The organism is Aestuariibaculum sp. M13 (genome assembly GCF_024723255.1).
Lineage (GTDB): Bacteria > Bacteroidota > Bacteroidia > Flavobacteriales > Flavobacteriaceae > Aestuariibaculum > Aestuariibaculum lutulentum.
This window is the reverse complement of record NZ_JANIAC010000002.1, coordinates 921,199-947,620: the sequence shown is the minus strand read 5'-3', so window position 1 is coordinate 947,620 and position 26,422 is coordinate 921,199. Positions and strand designations below refer to the sequence as shown.

The window sequence follows — 26,422 nt, the reverse complement described above, 5'->3', positions numbered from 1 at the left end:
TTTTAAAGTATCTATTGAAACGAAATAAGGAAAATACAGGTTTAAAAATTACAAAGGCTCAGTATAATATTGAGTTAACTGTTTATTTTTTGCTGTATCCTAAGAAGCCAAAATGTCCGATATAGGATATTACATTCACATATTAGTTACAAGAGTGACGTTATAAAGTGATGATTTTTTATGCATTGTATTCGATGTATTTGTAAAATTCATTTCGGTATTCAGTATCTCTTTCTCTTGTAATTCACGATTATATATAGCCATGGCATCCGACCATGTTAAGATTTCCCTAAGCATTTATTAATTGCTTCTTACAAGGGTAAGGAGTTTCTATTTATTAATTTAAAAAGATTAAGCCTATGAATTAAACATTTGAATTAGTCACTTAATAATCCGGGTGGTTGTTAATCCTTATGATTTAATAGGTAGCTCAAAAAATGATTTGGTTTACCGCTCGGTTATTTTCAAAAGTTAAATAATTTTTAATCAAATGCCTATGAAATAGCATTATTCAAACTATCTGAGAGAACTCAGATTACTTGCTGCTATGCAGTAAAATGAAAAACCTCCTAAATAAACTTTGGACGGTCTATAGGAGGCTTACTTATCAAACAACTTAATTGTTTAATTCAAATTTAAAATTATGAAAAATTTACCATTGGGTATAAGGAAATGGCGTTTTTTCTTTACCTATTTCACGGTTTGTGTGCCTTTATTTACACTATTTTATTCAGTTGCGCCTAGTATTCAGAATCTTACAGTCTATGGTAAAATAACAGATATATCTGGAATGCCTTTAGCAGGGGTACATGTAATGTCTGTTTACACCAAAAAGGGTGTTGTTACAGACTTTGATGGTGCTTATCAGATTGAAGTTAATTCAGGAGACAGTTTACGTATTACAGCTATTGGATATAAGTCGCAAACCAAAGTTGTAAACGATAAGAAACAAATTAATATAGCATTAATTGAAGATATAACTCAATTAGGAACCGTAATGATTAATGCAGGTTATTATGATGTTACGGAAAGAGAGCGTACTGGGAATATATCGAGAATAACCTCAAAGGATATTGAAAAACAGCCTGTGAATAATCCTTTAGCCGCCATGCAGGGTTATATGTCTGGAGTAAATATTGTACAGACAACAGGAGTACCCGGTGGAAGTTATGATATTGAAATTCGTGGAAAGAATTTTATCAGTGGAGATACACAACCACTATTTATAGTAGATGGTGTTCCTTTTGCATCTCATTCTCTTGAGGCTTATGAAGTTTCTGCTAATATAAACAGTGGAAATATAAGTCCACTCAATTTTATCAACCCCAGCGATATTGATAGTATAGAGGTTCTAAAAGATGCTGATGCTACCGCGATTTATGGGTCCAGAGGGGCTAATGGAGTTGTTTTAATAACAACAAAAAAAGGAAACCAAGGAAAAGCCAGGTTGAATATTGGGTTTAATACAGGTTTAGCATCCGTAACAAAGTTTCGGGATTTAATGAATACCGAACAGTATCTAAAATTAAGAAATGAAGCAATAGAAAATGATAATTACAGTAACTATTTTAATAATCCTAATTTTGATTATATATGGCCAGATCTAAAAAGTTGGGATCAGGAAAGATATACAGACTGGCAAAAGGTTTTAATTGGAGGAACTGCATATAGAAATAATATGCAGGCTTCATTAGTTGGAGGGAATTCTCAATTAAAATTTTTGGTTAGTGGTTCTCATTTAAAGGAAACAACTGTTTTTCCTGGAGATTCTAATTATAAAAAGTCTACTATTCAGAATGGGCTAACCTACAATTCATTAAATGAGAAATTAAGTTTAAACATTACCTCAGGCTATAGTTTTGAAAATAATCAATTACCGTATACAGATTTTACTCAGTTAGCCAATACCCTTGAACCTAATGCACCAGAATTGTTTACTGATTCAGGTGAATTAAATTGGGAAAACGGAACCTGGAATAATCCTTTAGCTAATTTGGAGCGAAAGTATCAGGTAAAATCAAACACCTTTTATACAAATGCAGTATTGTCATATAATCTATTTGATAAGTTAGAATTTAAATCTAGCATGGGGTATAATAAGTATATAGTGGAATCCTCACTTATATATCCAAGCTCAGCTTTAAATCCTACATATGGTTATGGCTCTGATTTTTCGACATCCCTATCCAATCAAAGCCAGAGAAACTCTTGGATTATAGAACCACAACTAAATTGGCAGAATGATTTCGGGAATTTAAGTGTCAGCTGTCTTTTAGGAGCAACGATTCAAGAGTCAAATGAAAAACAATTGGTATTATCAGGAAGAGGGTTCCCAAATAATAATTTAATCTATACGCTTTCAGCGGCAAGTACTTTGAATATCCTTAAGGATAGATTTAGTGAATATAAGTATATGGCTTATTTTGGGAGGTTAAACTTTAATTATAAATCAAAATATATCATTAATATTACTGGTAGGCGTGATGGTTCGTCACGCTTCGGATCTGATAATAAATTCGGAAATTTCGGGGCTGTTGGGTTAGCTTGGATTTTTTCAGATGAATCTCTGTTTAAGAATAGCTCTTGGTTTAGCTTTGGCAAGATAAGAGGTAGTTACGGAACAACAGGAAGTGATAATATCGGGGATTATCAATATTTAGGAACTTATGAATTAACTGGACATGATTACAATAATGTAGCTGTTATAGAGCCTTCAGGGGTTTACAATCCTAACTTTGGATGGGAAATAAATAAAAAGTTTGAAGTTGGATTAGAACTCGGTTTGTTTCAAAATCAAATAACAATCCAAGCTGTAAGATATCAAAACAAATCTTCAAACCAACTCATAGGTTTACCATTAGCAGGTACTACTGGTTTTAATAGTCTTACTACAAATTTTAATGCGACTGTTGAGAATTTAGGTTACGAATTTGATATTCAAACTAAAAATATAAACGGTGACAATTTTAATTGGACATCGTCTATTAATTTGACGATACCAAAGAATAAGCTGCTTGAATTTCGCGATATAGAAAATTCTACTTTTTCCAATAAGTATGTTGTTGGAAAACCATTGTCTATTATCCATCTTTATGAATCACAAGGTGTAGATCCACAATCTGGACTGTATCAGTTTACTGATTTTAATAACGATGGAAAAATTACATCACTGGATGATAAAGGTGTTATTATGGATTTGACACCTGAATTTTATGGAGGTCTAAAAAACACCTTTTCCTATAAAAATGTGTCTTTGGATTTCCTTTTTCAGTTTAAAAAGCAAAAAGGAAAGAACAATATATCGACAGATGCCATGGTAGGGGCTAAAAGAAATGGTCATGTAGGTTTGTATAATCGTTGGCAGAATCCCGGTGATGTTAGTCCATTTCAAAGAGCTTCTATAGGTGCCTATCCGGGAGTAACTCAGGCTTCAGCTAGACAAAGACAAAGTGATTTATCCGTTTCGGATGCGTCTTTTATTCGATTAAGAAATGTGACCCTTAATTATAGTTTGCCATTTCATAATGCTCCAGGTCTGGATATGAATTTATTTCTACAAGGTCAAAACCTTTTGACGATTACTAATTATGATGGTGCCGATCCAGAGCAGACCTCCAATTATATTTTACCGCCATTACGCCAAATAACTCTTGGCTTACAGGCCAATTTCTAACCCTAATTTGTATAGTTATGAACACACGATATATATCAAAAGGAGTTCTATTTTTTAGAAAAATAGAATCCAACAAGCTATTAATTATTTTTCTGGCTAATCTGACTTTCTTAAGTCTATTTGCATGTGAAGAATTTTTAGAAATAGATCCTCCAAAGGATACTTTAATTACAGAAACCGTTTATGAAGATATTTCAACAGTAAAATCAGCTATGGCTAATGTATTTTATAAAATTAGAGAAGAAGGTTTGGTCACAGGGAATTTTGGTATGAGCATTAATATGGGGATTTATTCAGATGAATTAGACTATTATGGCTTTGATTTGGTACAACAGGACTTTTACAACCATAATATCATTGCTAACAATTCCAAGTTAGAAGGGTGGTGGAATAGTACCTATAATTTAATTTACGCCGCGAATGATATTATTTATGGCCTAGAAAACTCAAAAACTTTATCGGAAGCAGATACTAAAGCTTTTAAGGGACAGGCTTTTTTTATACGTGGCTATATGCATAGCTTATTGGTAGGTCTATTTGGGGATATACCTTATGTGACATCAACAAATTATGAAACCAATAACGAAGTAGAAAGAGGGTCTGAAAATCAAGTTTATGAATATATTATTCAGGATCTCCAGCAAGCTATTAGTTTTATGGACCCTTTGGAGGATTTGAGTGACAATATTATGCCTCATAAAGAAACAGCTCAAGCATTGCTGGCTCGCGTTTATTTGTATAGAGAAAGTTGGAATGATGCTATTGAATTATCTACAAGTCTAATTAACTCACATAGTTTAGAGATGGATGTAGAAAAGGTTTTTTTGAAAGAATCAAAAGAGACGCTTTGGCAATTAAAATCGGGAGATATACCAAATACATATGAAGCAGGGAAATTGGTCATTAATTACATACCTTCTCAAGGATACGGTATCTCAGATGCTTTATTAAATGCTTTTGAATCTAATGATTTGAGAAAAAGTAAATGGATACAGAGTTTTACTAGTGATGATGGTTTAACTACATTATATTATGCCGCCAAATATAAGGAAACTATAAATACAACAAATTTAGAATTAGAGTATTCAATAGTATTTAGGTTATCTGAACAATATCTTATCAGAGCAGAGGCCAAAGCCCAGCTTGGAGATCTGGAAGGTGCTATTTCAGATATAGAACCTATTAGACAAAGGGCAGGACTACCTTCCATAAATGTCAGCTCGAAGGAAGAGGTATTAGAAGCAATACATCATGAACGTCAAGTTGAACTGTTTACAGAACATGGCTTACGTTGGTTTGATTTAGTGAGATCAGGTAAGGCTTCTGAAGAGTTGTCGCCTCTTAAGAGTGCTTGGAAAGATACAGATATTTTATTACCACTTCCAGAATCTGAATTAGAGCTGAATCCTAATTTGAAACCTCAGAATTTAGGGTATTAATTATGAATTTCACAACATTTAAAAAATTACAGATGCATTTAACAAGTATAAAAATAAACAGTTGCTTAAAATTGGTTTTGTTCCTCGGTTTAATTCTGATGAATTGTCATGCACAAGGGCAACAACAGAAAAGTGATGAAGATTGGACCACTATTGAGTTTGAGTTACCAAATAAAGGAGAGGAAAAGGATTGGGAATACCTCAATTACATTTTCAAGTTATACTGTAAAACAAAACAGCAATGTGAATATCTAGAAAAAGCTAATTTATGGCAAAAGATTAAGTATTCTAATGACCTTTATACTACTAGATCAAAAGTCGTGGAGGATTTTTTGAATAAATATCCGAATAGCCCCCATTTTTATGATGCGGTAATTTTTTTCTTAGGATCACCATTCAGACCTGGCTTTATACCCGTAGATGTTGATTCTACAGTAATTAATACAATTGCAGAACTAAAGAAGGATGAAGGAGAAAATAAATGGTTAAAGGCAGATAGACTATTACCAATTGATTTTAAAGCAAGGGAGTTGTGGTTAAAAAAAGGAGAGGGTTTTGTTGCTCAAATTTTACATTCGGATGCTCCTATTGAAATTAAGATAAAAATTGAACAGGCTTTATATAACAGAGATATTGGTATGGCATTAATAGATTATTCATCTATACCTAAGCCTGATAATGAATCAGATTATTGGAAGACAATAGATAATCAGTTTTGGAGACCGGTATGGGATCGGTTGTTAGCCTTATTAGAAAAGTATCCTGAATCTGAGAGGTTAGGGACATATACGATGGTAATTTTAAATTCATTATCCAGAGATGTGTCTTCCGAATTATCAAAGGAGTATAGGAATGATCTTTATGAAAAAGTGAAAAACCGAACTGAAAAAGGGTGCCAAATAATAATTAAATCTATTGAAGAATATATAAAAGCTGAAATAATGTTAGTAAATAATTCTGGAGGTACACCTTTGGAGATGGAGTTTTATACTTTGCAAGGAGATAAAATGTTACTCTCAGATTTAAAGGGAAAAGTAGTGCTTTTTGATTTTTGGTTTAAGGATTGTAAACCTTGTATTGCGGCAATGCCTCATTTGAAAAAGCTTTATGAAGAATATAAAGATCAGGGTTTTGAAATAATTGGTATCGTATGTAATGGGGATGAAGCAAAACCGAGAATTCAGGAAATCCTAAATAATGCCAATGTAGATTGGCCTCAGCATTTGGATAAAGGTAAAAATGCAAAAGTAAGTTATCATAAATTATTTCAAATATCATCATTTCCAACGATGTGGCTTCTGGACAAAAATGGAAGAATTGTAAATAATGATATTGAATTAAATCAATTATATAATGAATTGCCTAAGTATTTGAATGAGAATGAGTAATAATTGAAGGTTTATAACTAAGAAAAGGTGCTTTATTTAAGCACCTTTTCATTTTAAACATCATGCATTATTAGTTTTTATGCAGTTCATTGTTAGGAATTGTTCCTAAGGCAGGAGTTGCATAAACTTGAAACGTTTCATCCACAAGACAATCTTCACCTGCTTGCATAGTGCAGTCTGTTTGAATTTCTTGTACCCCTGGAATAGCAGGATCATCATAATAGCCAGTAGTACTGGAATTTATAGTTTCCGTTGCAAAAGATAAACCTACAGCCAACATAATGGCTAAAGCAGGTAAAACGATTTTTAGAAATGAATTTTTCATAATATTTAAAGTTTAAAATTAATGACCTACTCTTTTTTACAGGTTTTCGGTCTTACCCTGCAGTTGCGCAATTGATTTTTTATGTTTTAAGAACAAGATTCCTATGATATTTACCAAGGTAAAGGTTAGGTTAAAAAAGATATGATTTTTCCATCCTAAACTAGTTAGAACACCTCCGCAGGAACATGGGATATTATCACTAGAAAAAAGAACAACAATTAGGTAGGTTGTAAAGCTGATTAGTAATGTTAAACTAACCAATAGACTTATTAATCTATATTTATTAGAAATTAAAGCAATGGATAGTCCTATTTCTATAGTTGGTATCAGCCATGATAGTAAATCGGCGATTGATGAGATAAAAGGAGATTGTCGTAATTGCCATTTAAAATGGTCATAATCTATTAGTTTTGAAATAGCCGCATATAGAAATAACAATACTAATAGGTTGGAAGTGATTCCTATTATTAAATTTGTATGTTTTTGTAACCATTTCATATCATTTGTATTTGTTTGAAATTGAATGGTATAAAATTAAGGGACTGGATTTACCCCTAAGGGATTATTTTTTGTCCCAAACGGATTATTTTGGGTTTTAATAATTATACTGCTCTAATTTTCTCAATTCACGTGGTGAATGGCCGTATCTTTTTTTAAAAACTTTGGAAAAATGGGATGAGCTAACAAAACCTGTTAGTACTTGAATTTCTTTAAAAGAAAGCTGAGTGTCTTTAACAAGCACAAAGGCTTTATTAAGTCTTTCATTCATTTGATATTGAAATACAGTTTGCCCAAAGAGTTCTCTAAACCCTTGTTTTAATTTAAAATCATTGGTGTTGAATTCTGCAGCCAATGATGTTAATGATTCGATAGGTTGTTCTGGGTGTTTTTTTATTTTTTCACTAATTTCTCTTATTTTATTTAAATCCGAGTCTTTTAGTGGAGGAGATGTTTTGATTTCAGAAGTATGTTTGGTTGAACGTTTTAATTGTTTATCAATTTGTCTTTTTATTTTTCTTTCAACCAGATCCCTATTACTTGTTATATTAATAAAGGATAATATTAATTTAGAACCCATATCAACTGAATTTAGGAGTTTTAATAGGTGACAATTTGATGTTATACTTAAACCATTTTTACAGGTGAACGTAAGGTTTAAGTTTTTTTCAAAAGCGTTTTTTGTTTTGGACTTTTTTAGTTGTTTACGCCATATTTTTAATGAAGAATGTTGTAAAAATGTGGATATATCAACTCCAACAAGTTCTTTTGATGAGTATTTTAAAATTTTACTAATATTAGGGCTATTAGAAATAATTTGACCTAAATCATCCAAAATTATTGCACCTTGAATGATTGTAGAATAATTATTACCTATTGAAATAAAACGTTGATGAATGAATGATTCCTGAATTTCTTCAACTGTTAAATTTAATAAAGCAATAAGGGCTTCTTCTTTTCCTTTATCATGGCTTCGTGGTATTCTATAATTAAAGTTGCCTTGAGATATTTCAAGAAGTAGTTGATATATGGCCTCGTAATGTTTAATTGTAATGGTTGCCATTTTTATTTATAGGTTTCTAAATATTCTATACCTTCCTCGACAGTTAAAAAGATTTTTGTGGGGACCGCGGGAGAACCATTGATAACATACATTTCAGATAACATCTCAGAGAGAGGATTATTTGAAATAAGAGCCACAGCTTTACTGAGTAACGAACCTTCTGATGCTAGGTATTTTCTAGCTTCTTTATTCATATGGCGGATACCCCTAACATCACAAAGAATAGGGTAAGCAATTCCTCTTTGAAATTTAATTCTATCAGAGACAATCTTAATAGATGCTAATAGATCAATTTCAACATCTTGCTTATAAACATAAAACAGTATGTTTTTCTCCATCCAAAAGGATGCAAAATCATTTTCTAAATTCATTTTTCTGGCACTTTTAAAATTTAGGGAATTTCAATTTACATTTTTTTTAGTTTTAATTATCGGTAGTTTGTTCAAGATTTTTCAAAAACTTGTCCGAAACGGATTATTACTTGTCTGAAACGGATTATTTTTTAGTTTGAAAGTTTTTTCTGGTGATTTGTTAGCTCATTTTGATTAGTTTCAAATGAATTTAATTGGATAGTAAACCAATTGTTCTAACTCTAAACCCATAAAATTTAGACGCATATGGCTAAAATTAAACCCAACAACTTTTTGGACATTGTAGATGAAGTATTCACAGACGCCACCAGACAAGGTGTTCTTCATTTATATGCCGATGGTGATACCTTATCAGGAAGAACCATTGGTATTGATGGTAAATCCCTCTTTCATTTTGGAACCACTGGCTATCTCGGTTTGGAGCAGGATGAGCGCCTCAAACAAGCTGCTGTAGATGCTATATTAAGGTATGGTACCCAGTTTCCGCTCTCTAAAACTTATGTATCTCATCCATTGTATCAAAGCTTGGAGGAGAAAATAACCCAGATGTATGGTAATCCTGTGATAATTACCAAGAATAGTACTCTGGGACATATTGGAGTTATCCCGAGTGTGGTGTCTGATCAGGATGCCATTGTATTAGATCATCAGGTGCACTGGAGCGTGCAGAATGCTGCTAAACCTTTAAAGACCAGAAGTGTCCCTATTGAAATGATTCGGCATAATAATCTAAATATGCTAGAGGATAAGTTAAAGAACCTATCATCAAAACATAAAAAGATTTGGTATATGGCCGATGGTCTCTATTCCATGTATGGTGATGCTGCTCCTGTTAAAGAACTAATGGAACTCTCCAATAAATATCCACAGCTCTATTTGTATTTTGATGATGTTCATGGTATGAGCTGGGCAGGTAAACATGGTACAGGTTATGTGATGCAGGAACTTGGGGAACTTCCTGAGCATGTACTGGTTTTTGGAACACTTAGTAAAACCTTTGGCGCCAGTGGAGCGGTAATGACCTGTTCGAATAAGAAACTCCATAGTAAAATTAAAACATTCGGAGGACCACTCACATTTTCAGCACAGTTAGAGCCAGCCTCAGTAGCAGCTGCTATTGCCTCTGCGGATATTCATTTATCTGATGAGATTTATACCCTTCAAAAGGAATTAAAGCAGCGTATCGATTATTTCAATACGTTACTTAAAACAACGGATTTACCCCTTGTAGAAGAGAATGCGTCTCCGGTGTTTTATATCGGAACGGGAATGCCTATTACTGGTTATAATTTTGTAAACCGCTTACTAAAAGAAGGTTTTTTTGTTAATCTAGGACTCTTTCCAGCAGTACCCGTTAAAAATACTGGGGTGAGAATTACCATTTCCAGACATAATCGCCCCGAGGAAATTAAAGCACTTACTGAAGCCATGGTGTACCATTATCCAAAAGCCTTGGAAGCCACTCATGCCACAAAAGATAAAGTGTTTGCAGCATTTCATTTAAAAAGCAAAACACCTTTATTATCAAAAGCAAAAGATTTCCGGGGTCTTAGTGTTCAGTTAGAAAAGAGTATTTTAAATATTGATGCTACAACCTGGGATAACTTATTTGGTTCTAGAGGCGTATTTGATTATGTCGGACTTCAATTTTTAGAAAGGACATTTACAAATAAGACTTCAAAAACACATAACTGGCAGTTTTATTATTTGATAATCAAAGATCAGATGAATAAACCTGTCTTAGCGACTTACTTTACCTATGCGATTTGGAAGGAAGATATGCTGGCTCCAGAGTCTGTATCCAGAGCTATTGAAGACAAGCGAAAAGAAGATCCGAATTATCTGTGTTCTTATGTGCTTAGTATGGGATCCTTATTTACAGAAGGTGACCATCTCTATATCGATCAATCGCATCCGATGTGGCTCAAAGCGATGCAGTTGATGTTTGATCAGGTAGATAAACTGGATAAGAGCTTAAATCCCTCTATGATTGTTTTTCGTGATTTTGAAAAGGACGAGGTACTTAACGAGTTTTTCCATAACCACGGGTATTTTAAAGTGACCATGCCGGAATCCGCTCAAATCCCCAAACTCAAATGGCTAGATACGCTGGACTATATGGAGAAGCTATCGGCAAAATCACGACGTCACTTTAGAAAAGATGTGCAACCCTTTGAAGCTTGTTTTAATGTGGAAATTAAGTCGCAGATTTCAGAGCAGGAAAGCGATCTGTTTTATAAACTCTTTCAACAGGTGAGTGATAACAATTTGGGACTTAATATGTTTGATTACCCCAAGGAATTACTTGATGAAATGTCATTACATCTAAACTGGGAGTTTATCATATTGCATTTAAAAGCAGAGTATACTAATGAGAAAAAATCAGTACCCGTAGGTGTGATGTTTTGCTATAGTAATGCAGGACATACCTATGTACCGGCTTTTATCGGTATGGATTATCAGTATCTCCAAAGTTTTCAGATCTACAGACAACTTCTGTTCCAAACCATAAAACGGGCAGGAGAGCAGGAAAAATCCAGTATTGATTTTGGACTCACGGCGGCATTTGAAAAGAAAAAGCTAGGCGCCGAAGTTATAGAGAAAGTTGCCTATATGCAGGCGAAGGATAATTTTTCATTGGAACTGATGGAAATGATGGGAGGTACTAAATAATTAAATACATATGTAAAATATCATCACGATACCTATTCTCTCAAGGTATTTTAAAAACTTGTCTGAATGGATGGAAATTTTGATCATGTCGTGGGAGAGTTTACTGCTAAACTTTCAGAATTAAATATAGAAACCCCAATAAGCCTCAAAAACACCAATGAAGGTATACTTTTATGTAACAATGCCCTATACCACCTAAAAACTATCGTTGAAAAGAACGGATTTAAAACCATAGAAGATGAGATTCACTTTTTCAAAAGGGTCAAGGTCGAACCATTAAGTTTACTAGTTTATTTTAATGAAGTGCGCTCCTGTCAACTTCATATGCCCAAATTGGGATCGCGTAACAAATTAGAGTTCCTACGAAAGAAAATGGGACGCGTCAATAAGTTCTTTCATCGATATTCAGATTTTGTGCATTATATGGATCAGGATCTCTGTTATCTGGATAAGCAATATTTCACAAGATCTCATCAGGTGTTTCCTCTCTATGCCCTCCCAGAATCTTCCTATTTGGACCCCAAATTTTTTACTTCTCATGATATGCTTTGGGCTAGAATCAAAGGCATGAACCATTATATTATCTATATCAGAAACCTCGTAAAGCAGATTAAACAGCAAAGTGCAGATCCGCATTGTAATCAAAAAAGAACTAAGTCTATGGAATGGACGGCTTCTAAAGTAGCCCTTATTGAACTTTTATATGCCATTCATGAAACACAGGTAATTAATAATGGAAAAGATGATATCAAAACCATGGGGCAATTCTTTGAACAGCTCTTCGGTGTTCAATTGGGAAATATCTATAAAACCTATTCAGAGATTAAGGCTAGGAAGGGGACTAGAGCTCGATTTTTAGAGGAACTTATAGAACGGTTTAATAATAAAATGGATCAGGATGATGCTTTTTAAATCAATTGTTTTTGTAGGAATTATATTCAGAGTTACGTGCGGGTTACGTATGCTAAAATCATAATGATTTTCATAAAGTTTAAATCATTTTGAAGGGTAAATTGAATCAAAACGGACTCTAAAACGCACTAAAACGCATCAAGTTTCAAAATGTTAAAGTTTGACGGAACTCCGAACGACTTACGTAATATCTTCATCAAAAGCGCTCAGCTTTGTCAGTAGAAAGTCAAATCAATGCAAAGTCGCCCAATTGTTATTTAAGGGATTTCACGGGCGGCTTTGTTATTTAAAATCTATTCTTATGGCAGCTACAATTATTACAACAGATGATCTTCGAGAATTTAAAATCGAATTACTGGAAGATTTAAAAGAGCTTATTTCTAAGCAGGCAGAGTTTAAATCAAAAAAATGGTTGAAATCTCCAGATGTGAGGAAACTTCTTGGAGTTTCCCATGGCACCCTTCAAAACTTAAGAATTAATGGCACTCTGCCTTATTCAAAGTTAGGTGGAGTAATTTATTATGATTATCAGGAAATTCTTGATGCTATGGAAAAGAACAAAATTAATAATGCGTTCTAAGCAGTGGTGATCTTATGAAAAAGTTTAACTATATCCATCATATGAACGCTGTATTATTTCAATTCTCCAAAGATAATCGTTTAAATCCAACGCATATTAGTTTGTATATCGCATTATTTCAATTGTGGAACAAATATCATTTTCCTCATGAATTTTTTGTGAATAGGCAAGAGGTCATGGTATTGGCAAAGTTGGGATCAAAAATGACATACCATAGAGCTATCAAGGAATTATCCCATTGGAAATACATCATTTATATGCCATCAAAAAACAGGTTTAAAGGAAGTCAGATTATCATGTTCCAATTTGGGACAAGAAGTGGACAAGATGTGGACTGCATCGGTACCAAAAGTGGGACAAGAAGTGGACAAGAAGTGGTACGTAAAATAAAACATAAACAAACGGGAATAAACAATAAAAACAATAACAAACAGGAAAATTTTAATTTTGAAAATTTTTCAGGAGAAAACTCACGAAATGGAAGTGTCTTATTTGAGGATAACTTGAAAACAAAAACCAACAAAAAATATGATGAGCCGTTATGAAACAAATTCAGCCACATATCATCATTGAAGACGATCGAAAATATTATATTGGGGATCTGCAGGGCAATAATGTGATTTATGATTTTGAAAGTATCTTAAACTACCTGAAGGATAAAGGACAGCAAGAGTTTGGAACCGTTTTTAAAATTCAGGAAGAAGATCGTGATATTCTTTTCAAGCTCTGCAATTATTTCATCAAGGACGAAGCAAACTGCAAGCGCCTGGGTATTGATACTAGGAAGGGCATTTTACTTAGTGGACCAGTAGGGTGTGGAAAAACAAGCTTGATGAAATTGCTGCGGCACATAGTGCCACATCAGAAACCCTACAAGATCATACCGGCAAGAAATGTGGTCTTCGGTTTTAATCACCTGGGATATAAAACCATTGAAGATTACGGAGAAACCAATTACCTGTGTTTCGATGATTTAGGCATTGAGCCCATTGGAAGGCATTATGGTAAAGATTGTAATGTGATGGGAGAAGTTTTGCTATCCAGATATGAATTGTTTTTAAATCATCATATAAAAACTCATATTACGACAAATCTTAATGCACAAGAATTAGAAGACCGGTATGGAAATCGGGTTCGATCCAGAATGCGAGAGCTATTTAATTTAATAGCATTCGATACAGCTACTAAGGATAAACGTTGTTAGATTTTGTTTATATTTTTTTGAGCCACAAGAATACCTCTTTTAATAGTTCTGTGATAAAACACTTTAAGATACTAAAAAGTTTGGTGTATACAGTTTTCATAATTGGTGTTTTAAATGGTTATTAAGTCCTATAAGAATGGCCAGAGCTATGGCTTTAATGTTTTTTTCTTTGGAAAAATATCTCGATTCATCCAGGTGTGTTACAAAGCCGGTCTCTATAAGTATTGCAGGAAAATATGAAGTGGATGAACAAAGAACCTGAAAATTGGCAGTTTTAATGCCCCTTGAGTTAAATCCTAATTTTTTATGACATTCAGATAGAATTGCTTTAGCTAAATCAGTAGAAGGCACAGTGAACTTGTTTTGCCTATCAGGAATAAAGATTTCTAAACCATTGGCTTTTTTGCTGGCCGCATTGCAGTGAATGGAAATAAAAATATCCGCTTGTAATGTTTTTGCTAGATTAGTTCGATCTGATAAGTTGATATAAGTATCCTTATATCTACTAAGATAAATTTCTAGTTCATCTTCAAATAATAGTGTATTCCATTTTAAAAGTTCTAAAGCAATATTCAGAGTAACATCTTTTTCCTGAATTTCAAACCCTACAGCTCCAGAATCATATCCACCATGACCGGGATCAATTAATACGATTTTTTTACCACAAAGGTCTTGAGCAAATACCAAAGCGATTTTTAGGAAAACTAGAAGAAAAACGACGTTTTGAGTCTTCGATTTTTGATTTTTAGTCACGATTTTTAAGTTTTAAGAGGCTGATTTTCATATTTTTTGAACTCATTTGAATCCAAATAAAACCAAATTAGTTTAAATAATATTATTTTTATAATTAATTGAAAATCAATTAATTAAGTGTAAATATATTGTAATTTTATCAAAGACGAAATCGTTATTAATCAAAATAAATTTCACATGAAAAAAGCAATGTATTTTACAGTCTTAGCGCTGCTGATTTTTAATAGCAGTTTTGCTCAAATCGGTGGCATTGAACAATCGGTAAATGATGTTTCCGATACCATTAGATCCGTTTTTCCAATCATTCTTGGAGTCATCTTCTTAATTGGCTTTCTTTTTAACGCCGGACATTTCTTCGGTGAGAATGCAGATCTTAAAAAAGGGATTACACGGGTACTGGTCTTTGTACTTATTGCAGGTGCTGTGGTAGGCATCTTTACTTATCTCATTGGAATTGTTGTATAAGCTTTAAGCCTATGAAAACATTCAAGGTGTATAAGGATATTAGAAAACAGGCCATGATTATGGGACTGCCCATTGGTCTGTTTGCTATTATGATGACTTCTGTTTTAGTGTCCTTGCTGGTAATTATTTTCTCCTTCAGTCTTATGATGATTTTAAGTGTGATTGCAGTGAATAGTGGACTATACGTCATACTAACCCATCTGGTAAAACAGAAAGGCGTATTACAGATTAATAGGGTTTTCCCAAAAGCCATCAGCTCAAAAAAACTAAGCCCAGTATATTATGAATAAATTAAATTTTTTAGAATATTATCCGGTTTTAGATGTGCAGGATCATATGGTTTTCGCCAGTAATGGGAATGTGATTTTGGGATATGCTTGTAATCTTCCTGAGATCTACTCTTTGTCAGAGTCTGATTTTGAAGCCATTCATGGTATATGGTTTCAAGCTATTAAATCACTACCTGTTGGGACAGTAATTCATAAACAGGACATATATCATAAAAACAGTTATACTTCAGAAGATTTACCGAATATCTCCTTTTTGGAACAAGCTACAGCGAATCATTTTAAAGGTCGGGGGTATTTAAAACATGAATCTTATTTGTTTTTTACCATGCCACTCAATAAAGGGGTGAGTAGCGCAAAATATATAAATCCTTTTATCAAATATGACAAGGGAATTTATAAAACAGTAGATCGACAGGTTGAGCAGTTTATAACCGCTGTGGGAGACGCCGTGTCTTATGTAAATAATAGTCGCAAGCTACAATTACAACCTTTAGATGTCGAAAATGTTGAGAACCTAACCTGGCAATATTTTAATGGTTTTAATCAGGGGTTTCTAACAGATATGAACTTAAAGACTACAGAAATATCGGCAGGAGACCATCAGTTTGATGTCCTAGCTATTAATAATGAGAGCTGCTTTGGGGAATTGGTCGGGTCCAGTAAAGTTAATGACCGATTTACCTCAGATGATTTTAGCTTTCATCAGGGGTTTATAGATGGTATTGGACTCAATTTGGATGAGAACCATATTGTTAATAAAATCATTTATCTGGATGACAAACATAAATGGCGTAAGCTACTAGAGAAGAAAATAGAGGAGCTGAAAAAGAGTTCTAATTTCGGAACCCAGAACAAAGTCATTTTAAAAAAGATAGAAGATGTTGTCGCCTCCATTAATGAAGATGAAACGTCAAGGATTATTAGAGGTCATCTTAACGTCATGTTTTGGGCAAAGGATAAAGAGAAATTAAAAGATATAGCCTCCAAAATCAAGGCTGAGTTTAAGGAACTCGATATGCTGCCGTATTATCCAAAAGGAGAAGAGCGTAAACATTATATTTTAAATTCCTTTTTTTGTCATGCATCAAACTTTTCAAATGAAGATCTATATGTTACCGATTTGAAACACGCCCTGTGTCTACTAATCAATAACACCAATTATAAATCGGACACCACCGGTGTCATCTTTAATGATCGGCAGTTTAATATTCCAGTGCTAAAGGATGTCTGGGATGAGCAGAAGAAACGCATCAAGGCACGCAACTTTGCCATTTTTGCCCCTACAGGAGAAGGGAAATCCTTCCTAGCTAATAATATACTTAGGCAGTATTTTGAAAGTAAGGTGCGTCTGGTAATTATTGACCTGGGAGGTTCCTATTCCAAATTTGCGAAGCTTTATCCAGAGGATCATATCATTTTAAGGTATGAACAAGGTAAAAATCTTGGTATTAACCCCTTTTATATTGAAAGCAAGGCGGATATTACCCCGGAGCGTTTGGAGGATCTGGCTATTTTTATTTTAGAGTTGCTGGCTACAGGACAAGAGGCTACTAAAACCCTGGAAGTGGCCATTAAAAAAGTGCTTAGACACTATTATTTACATGCCAAGGATAAAACATATTCACTTTCTGGACTGTATCAGTTTGTAGATAATCGAAAGGATCAGTTGCTAAAAGAGCTGGGGATTCACAAGCGGTATTTTAACCTCTATGATTTTTTGCATGTGTTATCAGAATATGTTGGTGACGGACTTTATAGCTTTTTGTTCAATACCTCCGAGGATCAAACTTACAAGATAGAAGACAAACGACTTATTGTTTTTGAACTGGATGAAGTCAGGGACAATAAGGAGATTCTATCGGTTATGCTTAAGCTTATTAAATCAGCTATTCAGCGTACCATTTGGAGAAACAGAGCAGAGAAGGGGATTATCCTGTTTGATGAGTTTGCTAAGCAACTCAAATTTAAAAATGTTCTGGAGAGTGTTGAGTTTTACTATCAGGCCATTAGAAAGCAAAATGGCGCTATAGGTATTATTCTTCAATCCATAAATCAGCTGCCTGATAACTCGACCTCGGCCAGTATTTTGGAAAATACTCAGGTGGTTTATAGTCTGCACAATGAAAAGGGCTATGATGAGCTTCAAAAACGACTGAATCTTTCCACTCATGATTTGAATCAACTTCGTTCAATTAGAAACAACCTTTCAGGAAAGCAAAAGTATACAGAGATGTTTATCAAAATCGGGAAGACCAGTAATATTTTCAGGTTGGAGGTGCCTAAAGAAGTTTTTGCTGCTTACCTCACCGATGGTAAGGAGAATGAAGCCATCATGGAACTGTATAACAAAACAGGAAATATGGAAGCAGCAATAAAAGCTTATGTAAAGGATATATAAATCATTGTTTAACTATTAAAATCTATTATCATGAAAAAGAAAATCAGAACTTTGGTGCTAGCAATCACTTTAATCATTTTTTCATCTGGCCACATTGTGGCCCAGGGGATGCCGGTTTATGATAATACCAATTTTATCAGTCTGGCCAAATCCCTGATAGAATCGGCCAAGCAAACATCACAGTTGCTTAAAACCGTTAGTTTTTTAAAACAGCAAAAGGATCGCATTGAGCAGGTCAGTAATGTTATTAAACAACTCAACGCAGTAAAAGAACTCTATAAAAATAATCAGCAGCTCTATAATCTCATTCAGGATGATTTAAGAAAAATACTAAACTCACCACACATCAGACCTGAAGAGGTAGCCCGGATTTCAGCATCCTTTGATGCGATTATAGAACAATCACTGGAGGATTTGGATTTTGTATCTCAGATCTTATCGAGTAACACTCTAGATATGAGTGATGCAGAGCGAGCGGTATTTTTAAAAGAGAAAGAAGAGGAGTCCAAAGAAATGGTGGCTGAGATTACCTTAAAGACTAAACGTTATAAAGAGATTATAGCTTTTAGAGATTTGCAGCAGCGCATTAACACCAGAACAACCAATTATTAAGATGGGCTTTTTTCTAGGCATAGGACTGGAGTATGTGGATGCAGTTTTTGCAACCATTAAAAGCAGTGATTTTGCGGAGTATACCATAACGGGTATGAAATCTTTGGCAATACTGTTTTTTCTTATTAACATCTTAAAAAAATACAATGAAGGTATTGTAAAACAAGATGGTTACACCTGGGGTCTGAGCCCTGGAGAACTGGCTAAGAATTTTGCTGTGGTTATTCTGGTTATTTTCTCCACTCAGATTCTGGGGGTATTTGACAGTATTCTGGTAGCTATTGAAACCCAATACAGAGATACGGCTCCGGCGCTCCTCCCACTTCAAATGCAGGACCTGGATATTGAACAGGATGTGAGTGCCATGGAAGCCGCCAAAAAAGCCATGATATTACTCTATGAAGCGCTGATGAGTCCGCTCTTTGGATTAAAGGTGATTTCTTTTATAATAGCATTGTTTCTTTGGCTTTTGGATTTATTTATCTATCCACTGTTTTTAGCGGAGCGTTATTTTTTACTGGGCATTATGCAGGCTTTTTTTCCTTTGGTGATTAGTCTTTCTGTTTTTGAAAAGTTTAGAAGCATGGGGTATCATTTTTTTAGGCTCTATGCGGGAGTCTATATGCTGGTGCCGGCCTTTTTTCTGGTTAATGTCTTTGTAAACAATCTCTATACGGAGATCAATACCAATTTCTGGTCAGAGCTCTTTGGTACAGATTGGGGTAGTCATCTCTTTGCGCCGGTATTGGAACTAGGATCCATTGGATTTATCGTCTTTCTAAAGTTTAAACTCTATAGAAGAGCCACTTCATTTACTATTAAACTATTTACATCTTAAAAATTTAAGCGTATGAAAACACCATTTAAAGATATATACAGCGTGTTAAAACTCAATCGGTTTATTGTTTATACTGTTGTAATTGCTGCAGCTATAGTCAGTATCATTTCCATACTTCTGGTAATAAAACAACATAAACAGATGATAGAGAGTGCTTTTGCTATCAGTACTGAAGGCAGTGTTATTCCTCTGAAACTAGTTTCACAATATGAGAATCTGGAAGTAGAGGCCTTATCGCACTTAGACCTTTTTCACAGGTATTTCTACAATATTGATGCAGGAAATTATGAAACTCAATTGGAGAAAGCTTTGTGGTTAGGTAACAGCTCTGTGGATGCCTTATACAGACAAAAAAAAGCTGATGGGGTTTATAATAGACTGCTGCAATATTCACTGGTTCAAAAGGTAAAAAGCATTAGCTCCAGAATTGATATTCAAAAGGAACCTTACTCATTTGAAACTAATACCGTTTTTGAGATTAATAGAGGGGCTGTCATTGATACTTATGAGCTGATAACCACTGGTAGTTTGATTCATGTGGATCGCAGCTTTCCGAATAATACCCATGGACTGCTCATTACAAACTATTTTGAAAAGAGTTTAAGAAAATTAGAAATAAATTAAATCCAAATGATTATGAATGTAGATAAAAAAAAGTTAGCATTTGCCGGTATGATTCTTTCCCTAATCTTGTTTATTATAGTGCAAGTGGTCATGGTAATGGGCGATGATAAGCAGCCCGTAATGGATGCCAGTAAAATACCAGTACCTGAACTGGATGATGAAAATAAAGAATATCAGTCCAAACTGGAGGCTATAAATGATCTTAAGGAAGTTAAACAGACCAATGCTCCTAGTATTTATGATGAGCGGTATTTGGACTCCTTAGGAGTTTATGACACCAGTTATGTGGACAAACAAAAGCAGAAAATCGTAGATAGCATCTATAAAAACAGTAGAATCTATTATACAGATGCTCGTGAAACTGCTCAAAAAGAAGCTCTACAAAACCATACTTATTCAGCGCCTAAGATTAAAGATCAAATCATAAAAGCAGCAGAAGAGAAAGAAACCGATACCAAAGAACTTGGTTTGGAACATCAACTATTTTTTGCATCTAATCCCATAGGCGTGGTGTCAGGGGGTAGTGATAATCTTATCCCTGTAATGATAGACGGGACTCAAACCGTAAAGACGGATTACAGAATAAAAATGCGACTATTAAAGGATACCGAAATTCATGGCAGGGTATTTCCTAGGAACATGCCAGTCTATGGATTTGTTGATTTCAAACCTAATAGAACTATTATTGATATTAATAATCTCAACCACTATCCGGTTAAACTTAAAGCTTATGACTGGTCAGATGGAAATGAAGGGATTTATGTGAAAAACAGTTTTAGAGGCGAGGCGACCACTGAAGTTATTGGAGATGTGGTTCAGGATATCAATATCGCTGGCTTACCTCAAGTAGGCGGTGTAAAAAGCATTTTCCAAAGAAATAATCGCAGCATCAAAGTAACTGTCCTGGATAACTACAAACTTTACTTAAAAGTAGATAACTAACCTTAAAATCAATTACAAATGAAAACTTATTTTTTAACTATAATATCGTTAGTAGTGATAACTGCTACGTTTGCTCAAAGAGTTGCACTAGATACTATTTATGCTAATGACAAGATGAATGTGGCACTCTTTTTTCCTGATTATATCAGGCAGGGGATAACTGGATCTGAAGACTTTGTGTTTACCTATAACAGAGAAGAGAAGCAATACTTTGGGTTGTTGCAGGCACGCCCTGGAGACAATAGTAATCTGCTTGCTATTACAGATGATGGACAGGTGTATTCCTATATAATTAAGTATAAAGATTCAATTTCAAAGTTGAATTACTTTTTGTCGCCTCTAAAGAGTATTGGTAACGAAAAACCTAATCCAAAACCAACATATATTGAAAAACCAAAACCAAAGAATAAGGATTATGATTACTATGAAAAGTTTAGTAGGTATCTTTTGGGAATGGATTTTTTAGCAGAACGTTCCAAACGAAAAGACGGTATTGTTTTAAAACTTCTTGAAACCAGGTATCACAGAGATGAAGTTTATATGGTATTTGAGATTAAGAATAAATCCGAGATCGATTTTGAAATTGAATACTTGAAGGTTTTTAGAGTTTCGATAAACAAGAAAAGAAAAGCTTCTTATCAGCAATTAGAATTGGACGCTGTTTATAAACTCCAGTTTTCAAAGATAGTAACAAAGGATAATATACAAACTTTTGTATTTGTATTTCCGAAGTTCTCTATGGGAGATAATGAAGATTTGGAATTTGAATTATCTGAAAAAAATGGAAACAGAAAATTAAACTTGAAGTAGCTTTCAAAAGTATCAAATGAGAATATATAGGAGTTGAGATTTACATATTGGAGATAATTTTCAATTCTATTTTTAGATGAATTTAGTTTAATCGAGAGAACTTAGATTTTTATCTTCGGTCGAATATAGATAGTTTAATAATTAATAAGTGTATGAAAAGTAACGTTAATATTTCTGTTAATAAAAATTATTAATTGATAGATTATTAGTTGTTTAACAATGTATCTTTGGGTTGAGAATATTGTTTTATTGTATCAAAATTTATATCCTTTATAATATTGTAGTTTTCATTTAAATTATGATTTACCAATTGATATAAGTTTTGAAATACAGAATTAATTTTGCGTTATGGCTACAAACAAAAATGAACATTTACAGAAAGTACTTGAAACCCATGATATTAATAAAGTTGAAAATATCGACAAGTTTATAGCTAAAAAAAATAAAGTTAAAGAAGCTCTTAATAATAAGTTTTCTTCCGAAAAAGCTTCTAATTCTATTGATTCTGGTTCTTATGCAAAGAAAACTGCAATTAATACAAAGTTTGATATAGATTGTTGTATACCCTTTCTTAAAAAAGAAAAGGAGGATGATAACGGTTTTGCTACACTTGAAGAAATGTTTGATTCTGTTTATAAGTATTTAAGAAATGAATATACTGAAGAAGATGATGATATAATAAAAGAAGATGTCAGAAAACAAAAGGTATCTATAGGTTTGAAATTTGATATTGATGGTGAAGATTTTCAAATGGATGTGGTACCTGGTCGTGAGAGACCTAAAAACAGTGACTATAATTCTAACAACACAGATTTAAGTCTTCATATTCATCCACCCAATCGCTCTAAAAAAGAGGAAGATGAAGGTAAAATAAGAATAAAAACTAATATAAAAAAACATGTTGATTTACTTGCAGGAAGTGGTCGAGTTCATGAAAGAAAAGTAGCAAAATTGTTAAAGGTTTGGAAGACCGAAAGGAAAAACAAAAATGGAGGAAAACTTATCAAATCTTTTATGATGGAACTTTATACAAAAGAAGCATTTGATAATTCAGATGAAATTCCAATTGGATTATGGGAAAAGGTGAAAATGGTAATGAATCATATAATTGACAATATCACGGAAAATAATTTAGTAGACCCAGTAAATTCTAGTAATATAGTTTCAGATGCAATGAGTGATACAGCAAAATCTGATACTAAGCGAGATATGAAAAAGACTATTAAAGAGGTAGATGAAGATTCAGATAAAATCAAAGAATATTTTCCAATTAATGAAGATTATAATGATGATGATAATGGTTCTGAATCCAAATCATCTTCCGCATCTGTTTTAAGCACAAGTAAGTTTGGATAATAACTCAATAGACAAGAAAATAATAAAAAGAATCAATGGATTAATAGAAAGAGATAAAGATGTATTAATTTCAGATTCTATACAACGAAATGGCATCTATTTTTCTGGTAAAATAGAAGTTAGCTGTTTAAACGAAATATTCGTTTTTGATATTAGTATTCCACATCATTATCCTTTAACTCATCCTAATTCTGACAACATTTCGATAATTTTTAGAAATGAAAATTACATTGGTTTAGATCATATAAATTTAGATGGGTCTGTGTGTTTTCATCCCGATAAAGATGATGATTTCGATAAAAAGTTTTTATATGAATTAAAATGCTTGAAACAATGGATAAGGGAATATTATATTCTTGGAAAGGAGGATGAAAATTATTCTTATTTAGTTCATACTACAGAAAAAGGAAGAATAGATAGGTTACACTTCACAAACATCAAAAATAATTTTGATAAACATAAATTTGGCACATTTGATTATTCTATTTATTCTGATGATAAATACGGAAAAACAAAATTCCCAGTTAAAAAAATATTTCGTTTAGGGTTTGACAATAAAAAGGAAGACAATTGGTCTAATTCTTTTAGAGAAATTTTGAAAAGTAAGACTTGTAAGAAGGGAATATATTATTTCATGGAGGGTGAACCTATCAAGAAAAATGTCAAAGGAAGAAAAGGTATTGAGAATTGGAGTGAATTTAAAGACTATTTATCTGACGAATTTATTGAATATTTATATAATGGTCTTAAACGTGAATTTGGTAAAAGTTTCTATATAGAAAACTATTTATTCCTAATTATTGGTTATAAAATCCCAAATGATGATGGTTATGAAGAGCATTGGGATATGATCCGAATATCAAAAAAAAATCTTCCTATTGATTTTAAACGAATACAACGGAAAGAAAGAGATGAAACAAATAAAGGGTTCGAATATAGTCTGAAAAAAAATAAAATTTATTGGGGAACTTCTGAAAACATAGACTTTAAAAGATTTTTTGGTAGAGGAAAATTAAATAATAGCATAACTAATTCCAAAATTTTAATCATCGGTTGTGGAGCATTAGGAAGTACTTTATCTGAAGTATTAGTTAGAGGAGGATTAAGAACTATTATTCTCGAAGATTTTGATTCAATAAGAGGTGGAAATTTATGCAGGGCTAATTACAATTTAGATGACACTATTTATCCAAAAACTGAAAGATTAGCTAATAGACTCTTGTGTATTTCACCTTTCATAAATGTTATTCAATTGGATACTAAACTTAATGGAGTTGATTTAGATGAAATAGAAAATGTTTTTAATAAAAATGTTGATATAATATTTGATTGTTCAACAGACCCTGAAGTAACATTTATTTTAGATAAAATTGATTATAAAGGAAGTATTTTTAGTTTCGGGATAACTAATAATGCTAAATCGTTTGTTTCAATTACCGGTAAAGATTTAACCAAACAATCTAAAACAATATTTGAATATATTGAAAATGAACCTCCAACTTATATAGAAGGAACAGGATGCGGATACCCTACATTTGAAGCAAACTTTAATGACATAAGCACCTTGCTTAACACTGGTTTGAAAATTATAAATGATAATTACTCTAAAAATAACACTAATGAATCATTTATTATAAAACCAAATTTTGATGACATGCCAAGAATAGATATTGAAGAATATGAATATTATACTTGTAGTTATAATGATAGTTCTATACATATATCAAGAAACGTTTTAAGAAAAATAGAAGAAAACATAACTACTCATTATCCTAAAGAGTTCGGAGGTGTATTTATTGGTTTTAAGGAAAATAAAAACTTTATAATCACAAATATTTTGATACCTGATAAATATGAAAATGGAAAAACAGTTTTTGTTAGACATCCTGGTTCACTAAATGATAGGTTAAAAAATATTCATAAATTAACTAATGGTAAAATTGGTTATTTAGGAGAATGGCATTCTCATCCAGATGGCCCAACCTCCCCGAGTAAGGTTGATTTAAACGCTATGAAAGAAATAGCAAAAGATAAAAACATTACAATTGATGAGCCGTTATTAATGATAGCACAAATAGGAAGTGTACCATATGGAAAAGAGCTCTTTGTGTATTCAAATAAAAAGTTAAGAAAGTATGAGTGAAAAAGTAGATTTAAGAGGTTTATTCAATGGCCTTCAATCTCAAATGATTTCTGAAATGAAAACTAATAGAGAATTTATTGAACATTCTACAACTAAAGGAGATGCTTTTGAAGATATATGGATTGATTACTTGAAAACATATTTACCAAGTCGATATTGCGTTGACAAAGCAATTATTATTGATTCAAAGGGTAATAAGAGTATGCAAATTGATTTAGTAATCTACGATCAAACGTATACACCATTTGTATTTATTCAAAAAAACACAAAATATATACCAGCTGAAGGAGTCTATGCGGTTTTTGAGGTAAAACCAGATTTAAATAAAAACTACATTTTATACGCGGGAGACAAAATTGAAAGCGTAAGGAAGTTATTTAGAACATCGGCAAGCATAATAGATAGGGGGCAAAAGAGAGATCCTATTAGCTTAACAAAAATATTAGGAGGTGTTCTTTCATTTGAATCTAAAATTAAAAAAGATGATACAATTAAGAAGCATTTGAAATCTTTAAAGGGACTTAAGTCATTAGATATTGGTTGTGCGGTAAACTATAAAAGTTTCTATGTTGATTATATTAAAGATGATAGTATTTTAAAAAGCAAAGCAGATTCAGCTGAAATATATAACAAACAGTTTTTAGAATTTTATAATGATAGAACCTTCGATACAATAGAGTTTAGTTATAAATATAATTCTTTGGTTACTTTTTTTCTTCAGCTCTCGAGATATTTACAGCAAAGTATTGGAACGGTAGCTGCTATTGATTTATCAGAATATGCGAAAGCTATAAACTTTGAAATTGATCAAGAGATTTAAATAATCTTGTAATTTTTCTTTTTTCTAATTACAATCTGTTTGTTCAGTATATTTGTGTTTTATTGAAAATCCATTAGTATTCTATTTCGGTCAACAATTCGGTTAACAGTTGTTGTTTTGAAAGTTAAGTGATGTAGTAAATATAGGGCAGGAGAGATTAGGTTCGAATCCTGTCGCGATCACAAAAGCTTCACTAGAAATAGTGGAGCTTTTTTGTTTTTAATAACTTCGTAACAAAATTAGTG

The 26,422-nt window shown here is 32.9% G+C and carries 24 protein-coding genes; 19 read left to right on the top strand and 5 right to left on the bottom strand.

The window, feature by feature from the left end; all coding sequences use genetic code 11:
* The first annotated feature begins 643 nt into the window (after nucleotides 1-643).
* From NO995_RS11135 to NO995_RS11125, 3 genes are read left to right on the top strand one after another with little or no spacing between them, the layout of a single operon-like run.
* Nucleotides 644-3,673, top strand: coding sequence for a SusC/RagA family TonB-linked outer membrane protein (locus NO995_RS11135; RefSeq protein WP_258227576.1), 3,030 nt, complete (start codon nucleotides 644-646; stop codon nucleotides 3,671-3,673).
* A gap of 17 nt (nucleotides 3,674-3,690) precedes the next feature.
* Nucleotides 3,691-5,112, top strand: a complete 1,422-nt coding sequence (locus NO995_RS11130) for a RagB/SusD family nutrient uptake outer membrane protein (RefSeq protein WP_258227575.1) — start codon at nucleotides 3,691-3,693, stop codon at nucleotides 5,110-5,112.
* Between the two features lie 2 nt (nucleotides 5,113-5,114).
* Entirely contained in the window at nucleotides 5,115-6,500 is a 1,386-nt protein-coding gene (locus tag NO995_RS11125) for a TlpA disulfide reductase family protein (protein ID WP_258227574.1), read from the top strand.
* 70 nt (nucleotides 6,501-6,570) lie between these two features.
* Here NO995_RS11125 and NO995_RS11120 read toward each other — a convergent pair whose 3' ends face one another.
* From NO995_RS11120 to NO995_RS11105, 4 genes are all read right to left on the bottom strand, one after another.
* On the bottom strand, nucleotides 6,571-6,825 hold the full coding sequence (locus tag NO995_RS11120) for a DUF6520 family protein (protein ID WP_258227573.1): 255 nt from the start codon (nucleotides 6,823-6,825) through the stop codon (nucleotides 6,571-6,573).
* 36 nt (nucleotides 6,826-6,861) lie between these two features.
* Nucleotides 6,862-7,323 (bottom strand): MauE/DoxX family redox-associated membrane protein, encoded by a 462-nt coding sequence (locus NO995_RS11115; RefSeq protein WP_258227572.1) that lies wholly within the window; start codon nucleotides 7,321-7,323, stop codon nucleotides 6,862-6,864.
* Nucleotides 7,324-7,420: 97 nt separating this feature from the next.
* A complete protein-coding gene (locus NO995_RS11110) occupies nucleotides 7,421-8,386 on the bottom strand; it encodes a helix-turn-helix domain-containing protein (RefSeq protein WP_258227571.1) in 966 nt (321 codons plus the stop codon).
* A gap of 2 nt (nucleotides 8,387-8,388) precedes the next feature.
* On the bottom strand, nucleotides 8,389-8,757 hold the full coding sequence (locus NO995_RS11105) for a hypothetical protein (RefSeq protein ID WP_258227570.1): 369 nt from the start codon (nucleotides 8,755-8,757) through the stop codon (nucleotides 8,389-8,391).
* Nucleotides 8,758-9,003: 246 nt separating this feature from the next.
* On the opposite strand from NO995_RS11105, the gene NO995_RS11100 reads away from it, so the two are divergent.
* From NO995_RS11100 to NO995_RS11080, 5 genes are all read left to right on the top strand, one after another.
* On the top strand, nucleotides 9,004-11,430 hold the full coding sequence (locus tag NO995_RS11100; protein WP_258227569.1) for an aminotransferase class I/II-fold pyridoxal phosphate-dependent enzyme: 2,427 nt from the start codon (nucleotides 9,004-9,006) through the stop codon (nucleotides 11,428-11,430).
* 66 nt (nucleotides 11,431-11,496) lie between these two features.
* Entirely contained in the window at nucleotides 11,497-12,342 is an 846-nt protein-coding gene (locus NO995_RS11095; protein ID WP_258227568.1) for an RteC domain-containing protein, read from the top strand.
* 301 nt (nucleotides 12,343-12,643) lie between these two features.
* Nucleotides 12,644-12,922, top strand: coding sequence for a helix-turn-helix domain-containing protein (locus NO995_RS11090; protein WP_258227567.1), 279 nt, complete (start codon nucleotides 12,644-12,646; stop codon nucleotides 12,920-12,922).
* A 14-nt stretch (nucleotides 12,923-12,936) separates the two neighbouring features.
* Nucleotides 12,937-13,467, top strand: coding sequence for a hypothetical protein (locus NO995_RS11085; protein ID WP_258227566.1), 531 nt, complete (start codon nucleotides 12,937-12,939; stop codon nucleotides 13,465-13,467).
* Complete coding sequence (locus NO995_RS11080) at nucleotides 13,464-14,126, top strand: ATPase (RefSeq protein ID WP_258227565.1); 663 nt, start codon at nucleotides 13,464-13,466, stop codon at nucleotides 14,124-14,126. Before NO995_RS11085 ends, NO995_RS11080 begins: the two co-directional genes overlap by 4 nt.
* Before the next feature lie 96 nt (nucleotides 14,127-14,222).
* Here the strand turns inward: NO995_RS11080 and NO995_RS11075 are convergent, their stop codons facing one another.
* Entirely contained in the window at nucleotides 14,223-14,879 is a 657-nt protein-coding gene (locus tag NO995_RS11075) for an N-acetylmuramoyl-L-alanine amidase (RefSeq protein ID WP_258227564.1), read from the bottom strand.
* Between the two features lie 177 nt (nucleotides 14,880-15,056).
* On the opposite strand from NO995_RS11075, the gene NO995_RS11070 reads away from it, so the two are divergent.
* The 11 genes from NO995_RS11070 to NO995_RS11020 all read left to right on the top strand — a co-directional run bounded on the left by NO995_RS11070 (nucleotide 15,057) and on the right by NO995_RS11020 (nucleotide 26,177).
* Complete coding sequence (locus NO995_RS11070) at nucleotides 15,057-15,344, top strand: hypothetical protein (protein WP_258227563.1); 288 nt, start codon at nucleotides 15,057-15,059, stop codon at nucleotides 15,342-15,344.
* Between the two features lie 11 nt (nucleotides 15,345-15,355).
* Nucleotides 15,356-15,634 (top strand): hypothetical protein, encoded by a 279-nt coding sequence (locus NO995_RS11065; RefSeq protein ID WP_258227562.1) that lies wholly within the window; start codon nucleotides 15,356-15,358, stop codon nucleotides 15,632-15,634.
* Entirely contained in the window at nucleotides 15,627-18,032 is a 2,406-nt protein-coding gene (locus tag NO995_RS11060) for a TraG family conjugative transposon ATPase (protein ID WP_258227561.1), read from the top strand. Before NO995_RS11065 ends, NO995_RS11060 begins: the two co-directional genes overlap by 8 nt.
* Before the next feature lie 30 nt (nucleotides 18,033-18,062).
* Entirely contained in the window at nucleotides 18,063-18,644 is a 582-nt protein-coding gene (locus NO995_RS11055; protein WP_258227560.1) for a conjugal transfer protein, read from the top strand.
* A gap of 1 nt (nucleotide 18,645) precedes the next feature.
* Nucleotides 18,646-19,482, top strand: a complete 837-nt coding sequence (locus NO995_RS11050; protein ID WP_258227559.1) for a hypothetical protein — start codon at nucleotides 18,646-18,648, stop codon at nucleotides 19,480-19,482.
* A gap of 12 nt (nucleotides 19,483-19,494) precedes the next feature.
* The gene (locus tag NO995_RS11045) at nucleotides 19,495-20,106 is read left to right on the top strand and encodes a conjugal transfer protein TraK (RefSeq protein WP_258227558.1); all 612 of its coding nucleotides are present in this window, start codon (nucleotides 19,495-19,497) and stop codon (nucleotides 20,104-20,106) included.
* A 96-nt stretch (nucleotides 20,107-20,202) separates the two neighbouring features.
* A complete protein-coding gene (gene traM / locus NO995_RS11040; protein ID WP_258227557.1) occupies nucleotides 20,203-21,048 on the top strand; it encodes a conjugative transposon protein TraM in 846 nt (281 codons plus the stop codon).
* An 18-nt stretch (nucleotides 21,049-21,066) separates the two neighbouring features.
* A complete protein-coding gene (locus NO995_RS11035) occupies nucleotides 21,067-21,858 on the top strand; it encodes a conjugative transposon protein TraN (protein WP_258227556.1) in 792 nt (263 codons plus the stop codon).
* 348 nt (nucleotides 21,859-22,206) lie between these two features.
* A complete protein-coding gene (locus NO995_RS11030; protein ID WP_258227555.1) occupies nucleotides 22,207-23,214 on the top strand; it encodes a hypothetical protein in 1,008 nt (335 codons plus the stop codon).
* The gene (locus tag NO995_RS11025; protein ID WP_258227554.1) at nucleotides 23,207-25,357 is read left to right on the top strand and encodes a ThiF family adenylyltransferase; all 2,151 of its coding nucleotides are present in this window, start codon (nucleotides 23,207-23,209) and stop codon (nucleotides 25,355-25,357) included. The genes NO995_RS11030 and NO995_RS11025 overlap by 8 nt, the downstream gene beginning before the upstream one ends.
* Nucleotides 25,350-26,177 (top strand): DUF6602 domain-containing protein, encoded by an 828-nt coding sequence (locus NO995_RS11020; RefSeq protein WP_258227553.1) that lies wholly within the window; start codon nucleotides 25,350-25,352, stop codon nucleotides 26,175-26,177. The genes NO995_RS11025 and NO995_RS11020 overlap by 8 nt, the downstream gene beginning before the upstream one ends.
* The last annotated feature ends 245 nt before the right edge of the window (nucleotides 26,178-26,422 follow it).